Source organism: Bosea sp. F3-2 (assembly GCF_008253865.1).
In the GTDB taxonomy this organism is placed as follows: domain Bacteria; phylum Pseudomonadota; class Alphaproteobacteria; order Rhizobiales; family Beijerinckiaceae; genus Allobosea.
On sequence record NZ_CP042331.1, the window covers coordinates 962,404 to 981,000 of the forward strand.

General features: G+C 61.6%; 8 protein-coding genes. 2 read left to right on the top strand and 6 right to left on the bottom strand.

Going from position 1 to position 18,597, the window contains the following annotated elements:
- The first annotated feature begins 178 nt into the window (after positions 1-178).
- Positions 179-2,434 carry a hypothetical protein gene (locus FQV39_RS04500; RefSeq protein ID WP_149129216.1) on the top strand — a complete coding sequence of 752 codons (2,256 nt, stop codon included), beginning with the start codon at positions 179-181 and terminating at the stop codon, positions 2,432-2,434.
- Positions 2,435-2,872: 438 nt separating this feature from the next.
- Positions 2,873-4,957 (top strand): 3'-5' exonuclease, encoded by a 2,085-nt coding sequence (locus FQV39_RS04505; protein WP_149129217.1) that lies wholly within the window; start codon positions 2,873-2,875, stop codon positions 4,955-4,957.
- Here FQV39_RS04505 and FQV39_RS04510 read toward each other — a convergent pair.
- The 6 genes from FQV39_RS04510 to FQV39_RS04535 all read right to left on the bottom strand — a co-directional run bounded on the left by FQV39_RS04510 (position 4,954) and on the right by FQV39_RS04535 (position 18,435).
- Positions 4,954-7,953 carry a DEAD/DEAH box helicase gene (locus FQV39_RS04510; RefSeq protein ID WP_149129218.1) on the bottom strand — a complete coding sequence of 1,000 codons (3,000 nt, stop codon included), beginning with the start codon at positions 7,951-7,953 and terminating at the stop codon, positions 4,954-4,956. The genes FQV39_RS04505 and FQV39_RS04510 overlap by 4 nt on opposite strands.
- Complete coding sequence (locus FQV39_RS04515; protein ID WP_187640169.1) at positions 7,950-9,329, bottom strand: EH signature domain-containing protein; 1,380 nt, start codon at positions 9,327-9,329, stop codon at positions 7,950-7,952. Before FQV39_RS04515 ends, FQV39_RS04510 begins: the two co-directional genes overlap by 4 nt.
- Positions 9,326-10,246: an OmpA/MotB family protein gene (locus FQV39_RS04520; protein ID WP_149129220.1), complete on the bottom strand. Its 921-nt coding sequence runs from the start codon at positions 10,244-10,246 to the stop codon at positions 9,326-9,328. The genes FQV39_RS04515 and FQV39_RS04520 overlap by 4 nt, the downstream gene beginning before the upstream one ends.
- A 24-nt stretch (positions 10,247-10,270) precedes the next feature.
- Complete coding sequence (zorA, locus tag FQV39_RS04525; RefSeq protein ID WP_149129221.1) at positions 10,271-12,226, bottom strand: anti-phage ZorAB system protein ZorA; 1,956 nt, start codon at positions 12,224-12,226, stop codon at positions 10,271-10,273.
- Between the two features lie 201 nt (positions 12,227-12,427).
- Complete coding sequence (locus FQV39_RS04530) at positions 12,428-15,808, bottom strand: UvrD-helicase domain-containing protein (protein ID WP_149129222.1); 3,381 nt, start codon at positions 15,806-15,808, stop codon at positions 12,428-12,430.
- A complete protein-coding gene (locus FQV39_RS04535) occupies positions 15,808-18,435 on the bottom strand; it encodes a PD-(D/E)XK nuclease family protein (RefSeq protein ID WP_187640170.1) in 2,628 nt (875 codons plus the stop codon). The genes FQV39_RS04530 and FQV39_RS04535 overlap by 1 nt, the downstream gene beginning before the upstream one ends.
- Between the last annotated feature and the right edge of the window lie 162 nt (positions 18,436-18,597).

Here is an 18,597-nt window from a genome sequence, read left to right on the forward strand (position 1 = left end):
TGGCCATGAACGCCCGGTTTCGCGCATCGCCCAAAGTCCTGTTCCGGCGCGCCTACGGTTTGGTCCGGCCGTTTGCGACCGGCACGTTTTAGGCTCGCCTAACCGAATGCGTTCCCATTGCTACTGAGAAGGAAATAGCTGAGGTTGGTCGAGATGGTCGACGATAAGGAGCTTGGCTATGGCGGGCGCTCTACGAACGACTTTTGGACGAGTGTCGATCACTCTTTTAGTCATGGCTCTCGCCGCCATAGCATGGCTCCTGATTTATTCGGAAAAATACTCCGTCGACATGAAGGAAGAGGAGTGGAAATCTCTGAAGAGATCATTAGGCACATATCATGTAGATGAAGGGAACCGATCCGCGATTGTCCCGATCAAGAGCGATCCAACAGCAGAAAGCCAAGCGGTTTCGATCTTAGGATCAGACGTTGCTTTGTATGTCTCGCAGCGAGGTTTCGACCAGGCGCTTGCTTTGGCGAGAGGTACAAAAATATTTGAATCACCTAAGGTAAATTCCGGAGAGGACTTGATCGCCGAAATCGTCGATGTTGGCATATCGTTCAGCAAGGGATTCCCAACCGGACCGATCAAGATAAGAGCATCTTCAGCCAAGCGCGGGCTCGCAGTCGATTTGTCGGGTGAAGTAGCTCTTGTTTTTACCAAAATCATCGAGCTCGACGACGGCGGAAAGGCCGCAAACTTCGGTATTCGGATCCTAAAATTGAGTCCAGACTTTACTTGGAACGCACTTCGGATCGGATTTAGGGGCTTTGTTGCGGAGCTGATATCGAGAAGCACGGCTGTCGTATTTGCCGAGAAGTTGAACATTCCAATTCCGCTACCCGACGTTCACGAGACGCCTCCCGAGTTTAAACACGTAGAGAAGATCCCAGTTCGTAGCCCAAAGCAGTCAAATTGGGTTGACCTGCAATTTTTGGTGCCAACCGGTAAGCAGAAGCTTAGCCTCACGTTTGGATATCCCCTTTTTCTAGACGGAGGTATTTGGATTGCTGGGCGGGAGAGTGAGGCCGGTCAACTCAATTTTGCGGAGGTTGCGCGATCTGGAAGGTCCGATGCTCGACTGGACGAGGAAATTGCCGCCGCGAAGGCCCGCCTTGCGAGGGTTGTCCGGCCGGCTGTCGATCAATCGGACTTCTCGTTGTGGCTGAACGGGCGCACCTTTTCGAGCCTCGTCCAGAAGATCTCTACTCTCCAGCCTAATCAGCGAAAGGCGACCGTGACGTCCACTGCCGCCGAGGGGCAACTCTATTTGAGTGAGAAGACCGACCGTATTCTCGGAAAATTCAAAACGGCTGTCGTCTTGAATGGCGCCCGTGCGGTCACGGGCTCCATCTCACTCTCTTCTATCCGCGCGAACTGGACCTCGAAAGATGTGCACTTCGACGCGCAGCTGAATGCGGGCGGAAGCGCCGACATTAAAGTCCATATCGACCCTGGAGTGGGCGGAGGGATCGCGTCAGCGGTGAAGCTCGAATTCCCCGTTCGCCCTATCCCGCTTTCTGGCTCATTGCAGATTGAGGCTGTTACCCTTGAAGGTAGAACGGTGCTCGGCCTGTTTCCAAGAATTGATTGCACACCGGTTACCGTTGAAGCCAAAACCGACGGCCAGCTAGTTGTCGGATCGAAGTGGACACGCGTGCCGATCCTCGGCGCAAAACTGACCGCTCCCGGCCTGGCAGCGTTCGGCAAGCCAATGATCATTCTTTCGGACGCCCCTTTAATAGTGCCCGGACGCGCGAAGGATGGCTCGCCTCTCCCCCTCTCGAAGGAATCGACCTTTGTCGGCTTGCCTCCATGGGAGATCGCGGAGGTCACTTTGGGTGTAATGGCTACGAAACCGAGCGCTGACGGAATCGTTGTTTCCGGCACCTTGAGGGCCGTCGGAAGCAAAATCGATAAAGAGCGGATAGCTGATCAGAAAAGGCAGAGTGAAGAGCTCAAATCAAGATTTGCAGAGCGGATTCCGGCCGGAAACTGCCCGGGGGATATGGGCATTGCCGTTCTGATGGGGAACACGGAATTCGGCCCCAATAACGAAATCGTCAAATGGGCCCGGAATGCCTGGAACGATATTACAAGAGGGCTTGGGAAATCGAACGAAGCAGTGAAAATCCTGAAACGGGCCTCAGAGGGGGCTAAAGAAGCCGGCGAGGCCCTCGATGATGCGGCGAAGCAAGCCATCAAAGAAGCGGAAGAATTGACAAAACAATGGTTTGGTGATGGCAGCGTCGCTGCAACTTTGGCAGGCGAGCTAGTCCGCGGCATTTTTCCTCCTGCCCCATCTGCCCCACAGGTCGGAGGCGGGAACCTAGATCTGGGCATCCCCGGGACACCGTCCGTCCAAGGCGGGACAGTCACCATACCCGGCCCGCCCGGAACCAATCTAAACATTCGGTTCCGGTATCGCCGCTGACACCGTATCGCGTTTGGCTCTCTCCCTTCTCGCGGAGTATTAGTTGCTACGAACCTTCCGGAAAGGCTCTTGAGTGCGTGCAGGAGGAGCTCCTCATCAACGATGCAGTCTCGGGAAGCGACGCGGAAAACTCTAACCAAAGCGATCCAGTTTTAAGGGACCAGATCACTCGGGACGTAGATTGGCTGCTTGCTCGTACTTAAGCGAAAATTGACGCATGGTCGACATTCGGAACGTCCGCTGCGCGGCAGCTCATTATAGCTACTGGCTGTCGCTCCGAAAATTCCTTCGAGTGCCAATCTGAATTGGCTGCACCAAGCTAAGAATGCTCGCCTATTGCGCCTTGGGTCCATTATCGTGCCGTTGAATGAAAGAGGTCAAAGCAGTGGCTATTCTGGCACTTGAACCCGACAAGGCTTTGGTGGCACGTGAGGCGGGGTGGGCGTCGTGAATATCACCACGCCCAACGCAGTTTATGGCGGCCTTGACGGGACGCAGCTCTCTTTCGTGCAAGCGCCGGAGCGCGACATCCGCCTGCTAGCGCCGGCAGGCAGCGGCAAGACGCTGTCGCTGCTGCATCGCTGCGCCGAACTGTATCGCCGCGCACCGGATTCCAGATTCCTCATCGTATCGTTCACGCGCGCGGCGCGCGACGAGTTGAAGGCGAGGCTGAGCGGACCGGATTTTGTCGACTTTGCCTCGCGGGCCGACGTGGTGACACTGAATGGCTGGGGCCACAGGCGGCTGAAAGCCATGTCGGCGTCGCCGCGCCTGCACGTCTCCGAGTTCGAACGCGCCCTCATGATCAAGACCGTACTTGCACCAGCCTGGTCGGCCGTTCCGGCGCTCGAGCGGGGTATGAAACACCAGCCCTTCAAGTTGCCCAAGCTGCTTGCCGGGCTGCTCGATATGATGAAGACGCTCGGTTTCGACCATGAAGATGGCTCACTGCGTATGGCCGACGATCGGTTGGACGCGCTGACCGAACTCGGCCTGATGCCCCTAATGCATGAGTACATTGAGCGGCTGGAAGAGCTAGGTGTGTTGCCGAACAGGCGCCAAGAGCCCTTCCTGGAAGTGGCGTTGCCATTTTTCAATAATGCATGCGCTCAGCAGTACGCAACCGGCTCATTTACGCTCGAGGATCAGAAATACGGCGCCTGGCTCGACCAGCGGCGCCAGCTCAACGCCGGAATGGCCGTGGCGAAGGATACGTCCATCACTCAGATCCTGGTTGACGAATTCCAGGACATTAATCCGCTCGACCTCGCGCTGATCATGAGCGTTGCCGAGTTAAATCAGTCGGCGCTAACGATCGTCGGCGACGACGACCAGGCGATTTTCGAATGGCGGGGCGCGGCGCCTGACTTCATCCTTGAGCCCAACCGGCACCTAGGCCGGCACTTTGCCACCTATATCCTCGAGAAGAATTACCGCAGCCCGCGCAACATTGTACGGAAATCGGCGCGGCTGATCGCCCATAACAAGCGGCGTGTCGCTAAGACGATGCACCCGGTGTCGACCACAGATGCCGTGGTGGACATGCACAGAGGTGCGACGTTCCTGGATTCCACCGAGAATGTGCTATCCGAGATTCACGTCTTCGTCCGCAGCAAGGCGCCCGGCGCACGCATGGCGCTGCTGTCGCGCAAGCGGGCGCAGTTGATTCCCTACCAGATCCTGCTGGCGCGCGATGACATTCCGTTTTGCGCCGCCGAAGACCTGCACCTTTTCCTCTCCGAGACCTTCGATAGGCTGCTTGGAGCGCTGAGGACGCGGACCATGGCGGGGCTGGGCGTGGCGGTGCCAACTATCGTTGACGATGTGATGTCGCTCTGTAATTCGGTCCAACGCTATCCGCTGCGCAAAGCGGAAGCAGATGCGATGGCGCGCCACATCCGGCTGGCGCGACCGAAATCGTACGACGCAGCGATCGACCAGTTGGAGACCTATGGCGGCCCGATCCGTGGGCAGAGCGACGAAGGCGCGACGGCGGCCAACTTCGCCATCAAGCTGCGCCAGCTGATCCATGCGCCGACAGTACGCGCTGCGATAGAGGCACTGCAGAACCTTTATTCCGGTTTCCGGCAAGACTATGGGCGCGGCGCTGAGGACATTTTCCTAGCCGATCCGCCCTTCCTCTATCTCGTCGAATTCTCCGAGCGCTATGGGACCGACTTCCAGGCCTTCGTTGACGATCTGGAAAAGGCCAAGGACACGCTGGTCAAGCTACCCGGCATGGACAGCGACATCGATAGCGACGTCTGGAAGAAGCCTGTGCACCTGATGACGGCGCTGCGCGCCAAGGGCCGCGAGTTCGACACCGTGGTCATGCTCGACGTCGTCGACGGCATCTGGCCGCTTCGCTATGCCAATGACGAGCGCAAGCTCGAAAGCGAACGGCGGCTATTCTACGTGGCCATGACGCGGGCGCGCAAAAGGCTGATCCTTACCGCGTCGGGGCGCATCGGCGACAAGGTGACGATCCTTTCGCCCTTCCTTGCGGAGGCAGCGCTACCCTAGCCGCTTCGCACCGTCTGACCGAACAGCTGCTGGACGTCGCCATCAGCGACCGGCGGCATCAGCATGTCGCGCGACAGCTGGCGCTTATTTTCCAGGAGTTGATCCAACTTCACGTCGAAGGACGCCTCGCCATAGTGCGGATGCACCGCGATAGGCACATGCACCGTCACCGGCTTTTGTTGACCGATGCGATAGCAGCGATCGTTGCACTGGTCCTCGACCGCGGGGTTCCACCAGCGCGACAGATGGATGACATGATTGGCCGCCGTGATGGTCAGGCCGACGCCAGCTGCCTTGGGCGACAGCACGAGAAGATCGAACGGCGCCGGCGAAGCTTGGAAGCGGTCGACGATCTCCAGCCGCTTTTCGCCCGGAACCCCACCATTAATGATGGCGGGCTGTCGCTCGAGGTCGAGATGCGTTGCGATCGCAGCGGCGAACAGCGCCTGGATCTCCAGGTCTTCAATGAAGACAAGCGCTTTTTCCTTTGTTCTGTTCAGCTCTCCCAGCACGTCGACGGCGTGGTGCATGCGCGCTGACTGCGAGAACCAGCGCCGAACAGAGTCCTTGTCGAGTGGGTCGCAGTCGCGCGCGCCGCTAGGATGAAGCGACACACCGCGAAAGGCATGGATCGCCCGCAGCATGTCGCCCTGCGTCGCGCCGCCAATCTGTGCTTTGCGCACCGCGTTGCTGTAGGCCTGAGCCTGCTCGGCCGGCATCTCGACCCGCTCGTTCTTGAACTGGCGGGTGGGCAGGCCTTCGAGAATCTCGGCCTTCATGCGCCGCAACAGCACCGCAGGCGCGCGGCTTCCCTCCGGAGCTTTGTCGAGACTTTCCTTCAGCCGCATCAGCTCTTCATCGCCGCCCTGCTCGTAGGTCGAGACAAAGCCCTTCAGGTCGCCAAGATAACCAGGCACGACCCGATCCATGATGCACCACAGATCGGCGAGCCGGTTCTCGATCGGCGTGCCGGTGAGGCCGAGCACGAAGTCGGCGTTCATTGCCTTGGCGGACTGCGTGTTAATGGCACCGGGCGACTTGATCTTTTGCGCCTCGTCGAAGACGGCGACGCTGAAGGCAACACGTGCAAAGGCGCGGTGATTGTCGGCCAGCGTTTCGTACGTGGTCAGCACCCAGTTGGCCTTGCGCAGTTCGTCGACATGGATCGCTGTCTCCGGCGTCCAGTGCTCGTCCTTTGGCCCCTTGAGGTGGCGCAGCTTCGAGCCGAACGCGTCGACGCGCTCGCCAAGCGCACCGGGCCCGAGATGCCGTTCGGCCTCATCGATCCAGTTGCGCAGCAGGGCCGTCGGCGCGACGATCAGGATGGGCTTGTTCTGGGCGCCGCGATCAAGACCTGCCTTGCGGCGGTTCTTTCGCACCCAAGCCAAGAACGCCAGTGCCTGGAAGGTCTTGCCGAGACCCATGTCGTCGGCGAGCAGAACGCCGGGCCAGCCGGCCCTGTAGGCATCCACGAGCCAGGCGAAGCCGGTGGTCTGATGCAGTTTCGGATGTGTGGCAACGAGCGGTGCGGGGGGAAACGCCACGTCAGCGGCGACCACGCGCGGCGAATAGGAGACCCAGAACTCCTTGCCGTCGATGTTCTGCCGGATGACGAGGCGGTCATCGACATTGACGCTCGGCGGGGTGCCTAGATCGGGTTCAGCCTGCTGCGGCATGTCCGGACGCGCCGGCGGCTCCTCCATCTGGCCATTGCCTAATGGGTCCAGGCCGAGCTGCACAAACGCGGCCTGAACGTCGACAACATGGAAATGCTGGCCATCTACGGTGATTTCCTTCTCATCGCTGGCCGTGGCGCGGGCGACTTCGCTCTTGAGCGTCTGGAACGACTCGCGGTCGAGTTCGATGACTTCGTTGCCGATGCGACAGGGAAAGCGCTCGGGCAACCACTGGCCGGACTTAGTCATGAGCCACGGAATCGCTGGCGGCTCCCACACGCCGAGCCCCAGCACGCGCTCGGAATATTGCCAGGTCTCGACCAGCAGCGACAAAGCCGTCTCGCCGCTCTCGTCGCCAATCGCGGCGGCGATCTCGGCTCGCGGGTTCTTCAGGAAGGCAATACGCTCCGCTTTCGGCGCGGCGCGCTTGCGGCGGATGACATCGAGCGCAGTCTTCAGCGACGGATCAAGCACTAGGAAGACATTTCGGTCCAGCACATAGGCGTCGCGGCTTCTGGACTCGCCGGCAAACATCTCGCGCGAGAAACGCTGCTGCATGGCTCGCGGTAGCAGCGCGTCCGAAATGAGGTCACGCTGCGCCGGCGGCGCTTCACCATCCTCATCAGGCGCCGCTGTATTATCTGCGAGGGTAGCGGCCTTCTCGCGGCCCATGACCACCGGGAAGAAATCGGGTCCGCTCGCGGTCTCGATCACATCCAGCGCCACCGCGCCGGCTTGGTAGACGGTCAGGCTGGTAAGATAGTTGTCGTCGCTGCGCAGCTCATCCTCGGTGGTGTGTTTCAGCGCTGCCTGGACCACCCCCCATGCGGCAATACGGGTCTCAGCGTCCTTTCCCTCAGTCTTGTTGTAGCCGTCGATCGCTTCGGCAAGCTCGTAGAGAGGCCGCGACAGACGGCCTTCGATGGCGCCCCAAGTGGCGAGTGCGCCGACCCGCGTGATGCGGATCCGATTCTCCTCTTGATCGTACCAGCTGGCACGGATACGCGCCTTGGGATCGGTCATGATGCGCTCGAAGGCTAGCGTGATCGACAGCGTACCGAGCGCCGGGAGACCGGCAGCTTCGGCGACGGTCGCCGGCAGCGATGCGACCAGCAGGTGAGGCACAAAGATGCCACCATCGCGCTCGACGCTGTCGCCTGCCTCCACACCTGGAAGCAAGAAGCGAGCGGCGGCACCCTGCTTGCCGTCAGCCAGGCGCCAGTCCTTCACCGGCAACGGCTGCCAGCTGAGCAAGCGCCGCCGCTGGAGCTTCAGCAACACGCCGTCGGGCTGCACCAAATGGGTGAAGGTGGCTTTCACATGTAGTCCTTGGAATTGAAGCGTTCGCCGGTCATCGACGAAATCCGGCGAGCAGCCTTGTGCTGCCAGGCGTTTTGACCCTGATGGGGAATGTGGACGATTTCCTCGACCGGAGCGTAGCGGTTGCCGGTTCTGAGTTCGTCGGCGTCATACTGCGGCTTATAGAGCTCCGGCGCCCCTTTGCGCTGAGAATCGGCCCAGAAGCGGCATTTGCCATCGAAGCTCCACTCGGCGCACATGCCCGATCCAATCCGGAGCAGCAGCACGGCGTGGCCAGCCTGCACGCCGCTGCTGCCATAGCCAAATCGCCCGAATGGCACGTTGCGACCGAAGCGCCGATGAGCCTCCTTTGTTCCCTCACTGTCCAGCACCACCCACGCGCCGCTTATCGCGCCGGACTTGTGCATCGCCTCCCAGAACCTGCGGCGGTACGGCCAGTTCACATTCGGGTTGACCGCTGCGACAACATCGAGGAATTGCCGCAGCGCAAGCTCGGTGAGCCAGTTGATCGCGACATCACGCGCCTGCGGGATGCCAACCCAGTTGCCGCTCCTCGTACGGGGATCGCCGAGGCCCTCCAGCGACACTAAGAAGTCGAGTGTGCGATCCTTGATATTCTTTTCTACTTCGCGGTCACGGTGCGGGAGCAGCAGCGCGTTGGCCACCAAATCCTTGTGAGTTGGAAAATTCAGCTTGCCGCCTTTCACCGCAACGAGCTGGATGAAATCCAGGCGCTCCAGCGCCGGTAGGCGCAGATCCTCGGCGGCGCGCTGCAGGACGCGCCGGGCGCAGGGCTCCACATAACCGCCGGCAAGAACCTGCTGCAGCCGCAGGCCGCTCTCTTCGAGAATTGCTGCAGGCGATTTGCGTTTGGCGAATGCCGCATCGCCTATCAGGCGAGGCCCCCGTTCCTCGTCGAAGATCTGCAACTTGTGATGCAACACTTCAAACGGCTCTCCCATCACAGATGCCAGGTCTCGCAACACCGAAGCGACGGCGGCGAAACCCGGTCCGCCAGCCTGGAAGCTGATCAAGTAGGAGAATGCGAGCGCACGCGAGGATGCCTTGTGCCTGAGCGCCCGAACCTGGGCTAGGAACGCCTTGAGGAGATCAGGCTCTTCAGCGATCGCGACCTCGGTTTGCCAAAGACACCATGCACCATCGCGCGCCTGCGCTTTGGTAAGGCGCTCGCCACGCCCGAGCGCAGTCTTGAGCCGGACCGCGATCTCCTCGTAGTTCTTGGCGCCACGCAGATCACCCCTGCCCTCCGGAAGCCTGCGCGCCAGTCTCAGTACGGACGGTTCGATTGCCGGGGCTCTCGACGGACCGTGCCGTATCAACAGCTCGCTGATTGCGTCCTTCAGAAGCGTGCTCACGGAGCGACATTCGGTGCTGGTTGTTTTGAAACTGGCAATCCTGCGCGCGCCGATTCCTGCAGCGTTTCGACCTGCTGCTTCATCTGCTCAAGTAGGTTTGTTAATTCTGTCAGACGTTTCTCGCGATCGGCTTCCATGACGAAACGAAGGTCGATTCGGCGGTTTATCTTGCGACCGTCAGGGTCTTCTCTGTTGGTCGCCGGTCGCGTGTAGGCGTACCCCGAGACAGAAAGCACCTCCCGGCTTGCCGAATTCTTCAGGTTGCGAAGACCGGGGAAGTTGTCGACGATCCGCCGATACGTATTGACCGCTCGTTCGGTTGACAGTTGCCAGTTGCGGTTATCCTGTCCCGTTCGGTCGGTATGTCCTTCGATAAACACGGTCTCGACCGTGTATCCGCTGTGCTGAGGGCAAATTGCGTCTGATGCACAGGCGGAATAGGCCGGCAAGACGTCGAGAAGTACCTTCGACAGCGCGTCGACATTGGCCGAAGCGGTCCTGTCGAGCGTGGAGTTATCAGACGCGAATTCGATCGCATCCTCCGCCAAACGTAAGACGCCAGTGGCGCTGTCGATTGTCACTTTTAGCCCCACGGCCTCGAGCCGAGCCCGGATAGTTTCGAGCAGGGTAGCCCGCGCCTTGTCCGCCTTGTTGATCTCGCTTACTTCGGTATCGATGCGGGTCTGGAGGTTAGCAATTTGCCGAGCCAATTGCTGTGCTCTCTCAATTTGCTGACGCTGCTGCTTGGTGAGCATCTCTGTCTGGTCAGTCTGCTTCTGGAAATTTAGCGCAAAAACCATTAGCATGATGATGAAGATAAACAGGATTCCGACCATCATGTCGGTCATTGAGACGAAATAGTTTTCGTCATCCTCGGCATGACTTCCGGTGCTTTCGTCGGTTTCGGCTGCGATCATGTTTCCGCCCCGGTCGCTTTGACCTTATTCCGCTGCTTCCAGTGACGCAGTCTTTTCCAAGCTGTCAGCGATTGACTCTGCGCTGTCTGAAATGCTCGTCAGCATTGGCGACATTTTTTGGATGGCCTCGGTTAGCCCCTGGTCAACTTGGCGCACATGCTCCTGAAGGCGCTGCTGGTGGTCGAGTGACGTTTCCGACAGCATCTTGACTGCCTTGCCCAGCGCAGTATCGACCTCATCGAATTTCAACGAAAAGCCGTTCCAGAATTCGTTTGTCGTCGTGTTGGTCGCATCGAGGTTTGCGGCGAGCGCCGCGATCTCGTCCTTGGCGCCGTTGAGCGTCTCCAGCGCGGTCGAGACGCTAGTCGCCAGCTGTTCTGTAGCGCTAGCGAATTGCTCACCGGCCTTCGCAAGCGGGACAGCTGCTGTGCGGACGCTGCCGGCCGTTTCAGTGAACGCCTTCGCCGCGTTGTGCGCCTCCGCCGACGCGCCCTCCAGCGCGGCGCGCTGGCTGGACAACGCTCCCTCGATCGCCTTCATCGAACGCGCCAGCGCGGCGAAACTTTCGCCAACTCCAACAATCTGCTCGTCGAGCTTTCCCATGACCGTTCCCATTGCCGTCTCGAGCTTCGCCGAGGCGCCGCTGGCCGCTTTGCCCAGCGCAGCATCCATGTCGGCATTCGCCTTTTCCATGGTCTGGCGCAGCGTCTCGACGACCGAGGCCAGCGCGTCGCGGCTCTGTCCCGAGCTCGTCTCGAAGCTCTGGCCGGCGCGTTCGATCATGAGGTTGAGATTGTCGGCCGCCTTCGAGAGCTTGTCGGAGAAGGCGTCGCCGCTGCCACGGACGTTTGACTGCATCTCGGTCATCGCCATCTGCAGCTGTTTCAGGGTAGCGGCGAGCTCGCGCATCTCGGTGCCGGCACCACTCTGCAGCGAGCTGACAAAGGACTCCATCATCGTTGCAACGCCATTCTGGCTGTTCGTGGCGAGGCTGCCGACCGCGCTGCCGATCTGCTCAGTGACAGGGCCCATGGCATCGCTGATCGCCGTATTGAGGCGCGGTGCAATCTCCTCGCCCATACGTGTGAAAAAGTCGCCCTGCGTGATGTCCTTCAGCTGAACTAGCTGATCGCGCATGGTGCGATTCATCTCCATCGCGATCGATTGAGGCGCGTGGTAGAGCAAGGCGCGCTCGAGCGTGGCGTTGAAGCGATCGAAGGCGCTTTCGATCAGCACAAGGAACCAGCGAAAGACCATCGACAGGATGATTGACGCGCCAAGTCCGGCGATCGACGTCGAAAACTTGAACGTTGCGATCTGCAGCAGCTTGCCCATCTCTGCGGCCATAACATTGGCGTCACCGGCCGCGGCGGCGGTGCCCGCCTTGTAAAGTGCGAGCACCAGACCGACGAAAGTTAGGAGCAGGCCAATACCCACGAAGTAGCCGGGCACGGCGTTCATCATCTTCAGCCCTGGCAACCTTTCGCGCGCGACGCTAGCGTTAAAAAAGGCCTGTGGGCGCACCGTGTTGCCAATTGCGTCCGGACTGTCGATGTCGAAAAGGGTCTCCTCGAACTCGACCCAAGCGTGACCGATCAGCCAACGGCGCGCGAGGCGCTGTCGCAGCAGTTCAAAGCCGGATGCGAAGCTCTTGCGGACTTCCCCGCGGTTCCTGCTCGTGCCCCCAGCAGCCTGGACCATCTGCCTCGCCCGCGAAAGCGCGAGGATGACCGGGAGAACGTGAAGCAGCAGGAAGGCTGCCGCCAAGCCAATGGCGAAGACGAATAGTATTGCGGCCAGCGCATAGGCGAATTTCGGTTGGCTGATACCCTCGATATTTCCGCCTGCGGCGCTCACAATGGTGTCGTAGGCAAGCCGATAATCCACCTGTGAAAGGAGAAGCTCGGCGGTGAAAACAAAAGCAACGGGTATCGCCCAGAACAAAATTAGTCGCGTCGTCGCGACAATGAACCCGCGCATGCTTTGCCCCCCAAACCCATCTACCTTTTAGGCCTCGCGCTTTTGCTCGCGCAAGTTTTCCAAGCACTTCACCTCAGTTGGTATTGCGGGTTGCCCATATATCGATCCCCGTTCGATCGATCCGGCGTCGCCCTGCCGACTTGATGGGAAGTCTCCGAATGGCGCACGCAGTCGAGTTGGTGCGATCGCCAGTCTGGCTTCTCAAAGGTTCGCATTGTTTGCAAACCTCACCATTTCTACCCGCCCGGTGGTTGCAAATACAATCAGGCCAACGGCAACGCCGGTTGCGTTCAGGTAGTCCGTGACCTGTGCCCGATAGCCGGAGACGGTCTTCTCATCAGGAGCGACATCGCTCTTCCAGTCGATGACTAATGACGCCCCGGCATCGTTGAACCCGATTGCGTCGGCGATACCGAAAGTCACGGTGTCCGCGCCATCTCCCTCCGAGAAGGTGTAGACTTGGCACTCGGGGACGAGTGAGCCACGGACCGCAGCGACCTCTGACAGGTTCAAGGCCCTCGACACGGCGGCGGCGAGCTCAGCCGGATTGCAGCCTTGTCTGGGATGATCCGCCGACGCCCGCCCGAGTTCACGGATGAGTACTGCGGCGCGCGCTGCGAGACTGCTCTGGTCATCTGCCGTTTCGCCGGTCAGTACCTCCTCGAACAGCTTGTGCATGACGAGACCGCGCTCGCGGCCGCCACGAATGTCGATCACCACGGGCAGGTCGTCATCGTTTGAGACTTCTCCTCCGCCAATCACCGTTGGCTCGTCCGCTACGGGATCCGCCTTGTCGGCGTCACGGTGATCGCTCGGTGCCTTCCAGAACAGTCCCCTGGACGCGGTGGTGATCAAAGCCCCCTCAGATTCGAACGCCGTGCGCGTCTGACCGTTCACCGCAGTTGCGAGCGGAGCCGGAACTGCATCGGCATAGGTCGAGACATCAACACCAGGGAGATCGCCGATCGTGAGATCAACCACGCCGAGCCAGCTGCGGGCGTCAACCCCGCTGGACGAGCGCGGAAGGATTAGTAGGTCGCGTGCCCTTGTGGCCGCGACATACCAGAGCCGGACCCGCTCACGAGCGATCTCCTCTTTCTCATCGCTGGTCGCCCGGTCATGGCCGGCCGGCGCGACACCAAAAATCTTGCAGTAGAGATGCAAGGTGCCGCGCTCGATTACTGCACCAACCGAATTCATCATCCCAGTGGAGGTATTCACTGGCAGGACGATGGGCCACTCAAGCCCCTTGGCCGCGTGCATCGTGTAAAGCGAGACGGATTCCTCCTGGGCGTCCGGACGGCCTTCGCCGGCCTTGCTGTCATCCTCCCAAGCGGATGTCATCGCCTCAGCAAAGGCGCGCAAGCCTCGGATCGCATAGGGGCGGGCCATCGTCAGATAGAGATCGACGTTGGCGAGCGCGCGCTCGGCCTGGCCTTGGTGCCTGGCAAGCAGCGTGGGCCGCACCCGCATCTCGGCTATGGCCTGGGACAAGAGATCATAAGGCGTCGTCGCGTTACCACGCTTGGCGAGGCTCTGCAGGCGCGCCAGGACGTCTTTGGCGACAGGGTCAGCAACAAGGTCGAGTTCCGCCCAGAGCGTGAAGCGGCCGGGGCCTTCCTGGCCGTCGCTACGTGGCAGCGCCCAGGCGATATCAAGCAGCACCTCGTCGGTCAGTCCGACGAGCGGTCCACGCAGCAGCGCGCCGAAAGCGAGTGTATCGCGCGGGTCCGCCAGAACACGTGTCAGCGCGATCAGGTCTTGGATCTCCTGGCGCCAGAAGAAACCCTTGCCCGCCTGGGTGGCGACCGGCACGCCGCGGCGCTCCAAGGCCTCCTCGAAGCGCCAGAGCCCATTGCCCGTCGGCGCCAGCAGAGCGATATCGCCCGGCCGGCAGAGGCGGATCTCGCCGGTCTTGTGATCATGCACCTGGTGGCTGCCGATCAGACGCGCGCAGAATTCCGCGACGGCCTCCGCCTCAGCCGCCTTGCTCGCTTCCGCGTCCTTTTCCGCTGGCCCCTCGAAGTCGAGGGCCGCCACGCAAGGATGCTCGCCGCGATCGGCGTGCCAATGATCGAGTGCGGTGAAGCCTGGCTGATTGTTCTCGATCGAGAGCGGTGTTTCGAAACGCCCGTTCACGAACTCCAGGATCGACTGGCACGAGCGAAAGTTCGTGGCGATCGAAAGGACATTGGCGGGATCCTGCGCGGCGATGGCTTCGCGCGCGGCGACATAGGCGCGGACGTCGGCGCCGCGGAAGCGATAGATCGCCTGCTTGGGATCGCCGACCAGGAACAGCGCGCCCGGCCGCAAAGCACGTGCGGACCAATCACCGGAACCGTCGACATCCTCACCGCACAGACGCCAGAAGATCTCTGACTGGGCCGGATCGGTATCCTGGAACTCGTCGACAAGCACATGCGCGTAGCGGGAAGCCAGCGCCTGCCGGACAGGCTCATGATTGCGCAGCAGGCCGCGCGCGGATTCGATCAGGTCGTCAAAGTCCAGCAGGGCGGCCGCACGCTTGTAGTCGCGGAACTGGTCGAGCAGCGGCCGCAGCTCGGTCATGAGCGTCGCTAGCAAGCGGCCGGCCGCGTTCGAGACAAGCTCCGTCCAGGCGTCGCATGCAGCCTTGTAGAGGGTTTCCGCCTCGCCGAAGAGTCGATCGCCCTCAGCCTTGGAGAGCCCTGCCGCCTTAGCTGCAGCGCCCCACGCGCCCTTGCGACGATAGGCCTTGAAGCCGCCGGTGCTGGTGCAAAGCTCATCGCTGGGCACCTCGTTGACGAGGCGGACCAGGACTGCCGGCCCCTCCTCTGTGAGTGCCGGCAGCACAGTTGCCGCCATGCGTTCGAACGCAACCACAAAGTCGGCCGTGTCGGGATCCACACAGGGTGCGCCACTCATGAAAGCGCGCAGCGCGCTGACGGCCTGCCTGAAGTCGCGGGCTGTGCCCGCCACGGCCCGCGACGGCGGGGGCAGGATCTCGCGCGAGCGACGCATGCAGTCGGAGACGCGCTCGATCGCAGCAACTGTTTCGCCAGGATCGGCTGCGACCATCTCGATCAGGAGCGGGCTGCCGTTTGCCCCGAGCCGATCGCGGATCCAGGCATCCCTCAGATCCATGAAGGCGAAATCGGCGTCGTTGCGATCGGCAACAGATGCGCCGGGGTCGATGTTGGATTCGGCCGGATAGGGCTTGATCAGCTTCTGGCAGAAGCCATGGATCGTCGAGCAGGTGATCTCATCGATTTCTTGGCTGGCACGCCGAAGGTACGCCTTCTGCTGAGCGTCGGGCTCACCTTGGATGACGCTGGCGAGTTCGACCGGAACACGGCCGGCCGACAGCTCCTCGACGAAATGGCGGACGCGCGCCAGCAACTCGCTGGCCGCAAGTTCCGTGAAAGTGACGGCTGCAATGCTGCGCGGGCGGATGCCTGAGACCAGCATCATGGCGATGCGTCCGGCCATGATTGCGGTCTTGCCGGATCCTGCGCCGGCCTCGATCAAGAGGGAACGGTCATGCGCGGTCATGGCGACAATACGGTTCGCCTGGTCGGGTAGGTTTCTCGAAACGGCAGTCATCAAAGCGCCTCCCAAACAGCTGCCGCCGGTCCGAGCATTGTTGTCGACGCTCCTTGCTTTCGCGGGTGGTAGCCGTTCTTCGCATTCGCCGGCAGCGCGAAGAGAAGGTCGTTGTACTGGTCGGTGGTGTCCGGGCCCGGCAAGGCGCGCCCGGCCTTCAGGCTTTCCCGCGCTGTAGCAAGGTATTCGGTCAGGTTCCCCAGCACAGCGTTCGCGTTCTCAAGCGGGACCGTCCTGCCGAAGCGCGGATAGCGCAGCACGGCCTCGACCTGGACTTCGTCGCCAAGCAAAACCTTCACGGCAAAGGCGTAGAGGCAGCGCTGCAGCTCCTTGCCTCCGTTGATGATGAAGGGCTCGCTGGCCTTGGGCGGCTTGCCCGTCTTGTAGTCGCTGACCCTGGCGATGCTGGTGTCACCCGCGAGGTCGATCCGGTCGATGAAGCCGGAGATCAGGAAGCCGGTACCGGGAATCTTGACCGACTGTTTGGGATCCCAGGGCAGATCGGCAGAGGCCTCGTGGTCGGCTCGTGCGAACGGCACTTCCGTATAGCTCTTCTGCCCCGGCAAAGGCTCCTCGTCCTGCGGCCGCACGGCAATGCCTGCGAGATCGCGCACATCGTCGAGAGTCCGGTTCCAGATCGCTGGCGGTGGCACGGCCTGTGTCGCCTCGAACTGTGCCGCGACCTCATGGGCCGCCGCCGTGATCGCGATCCGGACCAGCTCCTGGCTGGCGCCGGCCAATCCACCCGCAGCCTCGAGGCGCTTGACGGCGCCATCGAGCGTCGCGTGCAGAATTTCACCGTAGCCTCGGTTGTCGAGGGTCAGTGGCTCGGTGCCCATGCGAGGCGCCTTGAGACCCAGGCCATAACGCCAGACGAAGCCGAGGGGATCGCGCAAAAGCTTGCGCAACGAGGTCGCCGACTGGCTGCGGGCCAGGACGAATTCGAGTGCCGGATGATCTGCTCGCACTAGGCCGTCGTGAGGTGTGATCTCAGCGACATGCCAGTCGATCCAGCAGCCCTCGGCCGAGGCTGCGAGCGGCGTGATGCGGAACTCCTCTACCCTGGCGGCCAGACGGTCGACCTCGCTCATCGCATGCGCCGGCGTCCGGTTTCGCTGGAGATAGATGTCCTCGCCACTGAGCCCATGTAGGAGCGGGCTTTTGCCGAGCATGCGGCCTTCGCCGTCGCGTCGAGGCCGCGATAGCACGACCTCCTGGCGCGTGGTTGCAAGGATGGTCTCGAAGTCGCGCCGGTCCGCCGTTCCGATCGGAAGCGGGTCGATCTCATTGCTGGGGATGATGTGGTCGGGCAGTAAGCGATCTTCTGACGCCAGCCTCGGCCAAGCGCGCGAAGTCAGCCCGAGAAGGCGAACGAAGGGCCGCGGACTTGCCGATAGTGCTGAGGCCGGCATCCAGGCGATAGAAGCGGGCGCCGGCGCGCTATCGTCGAGGCGGATCCCGCCAAGCGTGATTGGCACCGCGACCGCCGGCCCATTCTCCAGAGCCTTCAGCCAGATCCGAAGCGCCGGCTTCGGCAGGATCTCTCGCCCGATCTCCTCGGCCTTTGTCAGCCCTCCAGCGAGCGTCTGGATGATCGCCTTGAGCTTCTGACCGTGATCGACGTCATCCGGCCAGTCCTTGGCGGAGGTATGCGCCAGGAACCGGTTCCAGGCCGACACCGACGACAGCGGGGCATCCTCCGGCAGGATGCGAGACCAACCCTCAGGCAGGTCAGCAAACGGTTTAGTGTTCTTGCACAGCGATGCCAGGCGCCGGAGCCTGGCCTGCGAAAGGCCGCGCGCGAGAATGTCGGCGAGAGCGGCTGCAGCCTGTCCGTCGCGCGTTGCCATGGCGCTCGTACCGTGGACGAAGCAGATATCGAGATTGGCATCGCTGCGCAGCGTCAGCATGTGATCGTCGTAATCGGCAGGGCTTGCTGCGGCGATTGCGATCTCTGAGGGCTTGGCTCGCCCCGAGGCAACGCACTCCCGCGCCCAGCGGATCGCCTCGATCACTTCGTGAAGCGCGGTCGCGGCGCTGACGCTCGCTACCGTCGGCGATACAGGATCCGCGCGCGCGATTTCGACGCCGCCGCCATCGAGCCAGGCCGGCACATGCCGCGGCCCGGCCTTCCAGGTGACCGACACGTGCTTAGTCAGTGCTAGCAGAAGCGGGCGCCAGCACGGCGACATCTCGGTCTGGCCAATGATCTCGATCGGTCCAAGCACCGCGGGAGCGTGCTCGATCCGAGCAATCGCACGCTCTACCAGGTCTCCCGGCCGCATCATGCCGGCGGGGAGCCTGGTGATGACGGCCCGCTCAAGGGCTGCAACTGCCGCAATGCGCGCGTTCTCGCCCGCTCTTGTCTGGAGATCGATGCCGGCCCGCCAGACCTTGTGCAGGGTCTCGGCCGCAGCGCTCGTCATGCCCGGCAGCAGCTTGATCCCGTCGAGCTCGCCGAGGTCGGTGGACGGCAGAGCTTCATGGATCGCGCCGGTGAGTGTGTCGTTGTCGATGCCGCGAGAAAAGCCGCCGGCGAGGCGGGCAGCCGCCTGCTCGAAGGTCATGACGGAGGTGCCAAACGCACCGTTCTTGGCCATGTCGACGCGGATCGAGCGCGTTGCCATACGGCCACTCGTGATGACGGTCCGACGAATTGCTTTCACAGAAATCCTCACCGTCTAAAGCCTAGTCTCGTTATGCGAGTTCGGCTGGAGATTGAAATCAGCAATTGTGCGAGATGCTCGCTCGCGCACCGGATTGAAAACTGACATTGTCACGACGGTGCG

Bases quoted from the DNA above. Each gene is read 5' to 3' on its own strand.
- FQV39_RS04520 (WP_149129220.1), bottom strand. From the start codon at position 10,246: ATGATCGCAGCCGAAACCGACGAAAGCACCGGAAGTCATGCCGAGGAT.
- FQV39_RS04535 (WP_187640170.1), bottom strand. From the start codon at position 18,435: ATGGCAACGCGCTCGATCCGCGTCGACATGGCCAAGAACGGTGCGTTT.
- FQV39_RS04530 (WP_149129222.1), bottom strand. From the start codon at position 15,808: ATGACTGCCGTTTCGAGAAACCTACCCGACCAGGCGAACCGTATTGTC.
- FQV39_RS04500 (WP_149129216.1), top strand. From the start codon at position 179: ATGGCGGGCGCTCTACGAACGACTTTTGGACGAGTGTCGATCACTCTT.
- zorA (WP_149129221.1), bottom strand. From the start codon at position 12,226: ATGCGCGGGTTCATTGTCGCGACGACGCGACTAATTTTGTTCTGGGCG.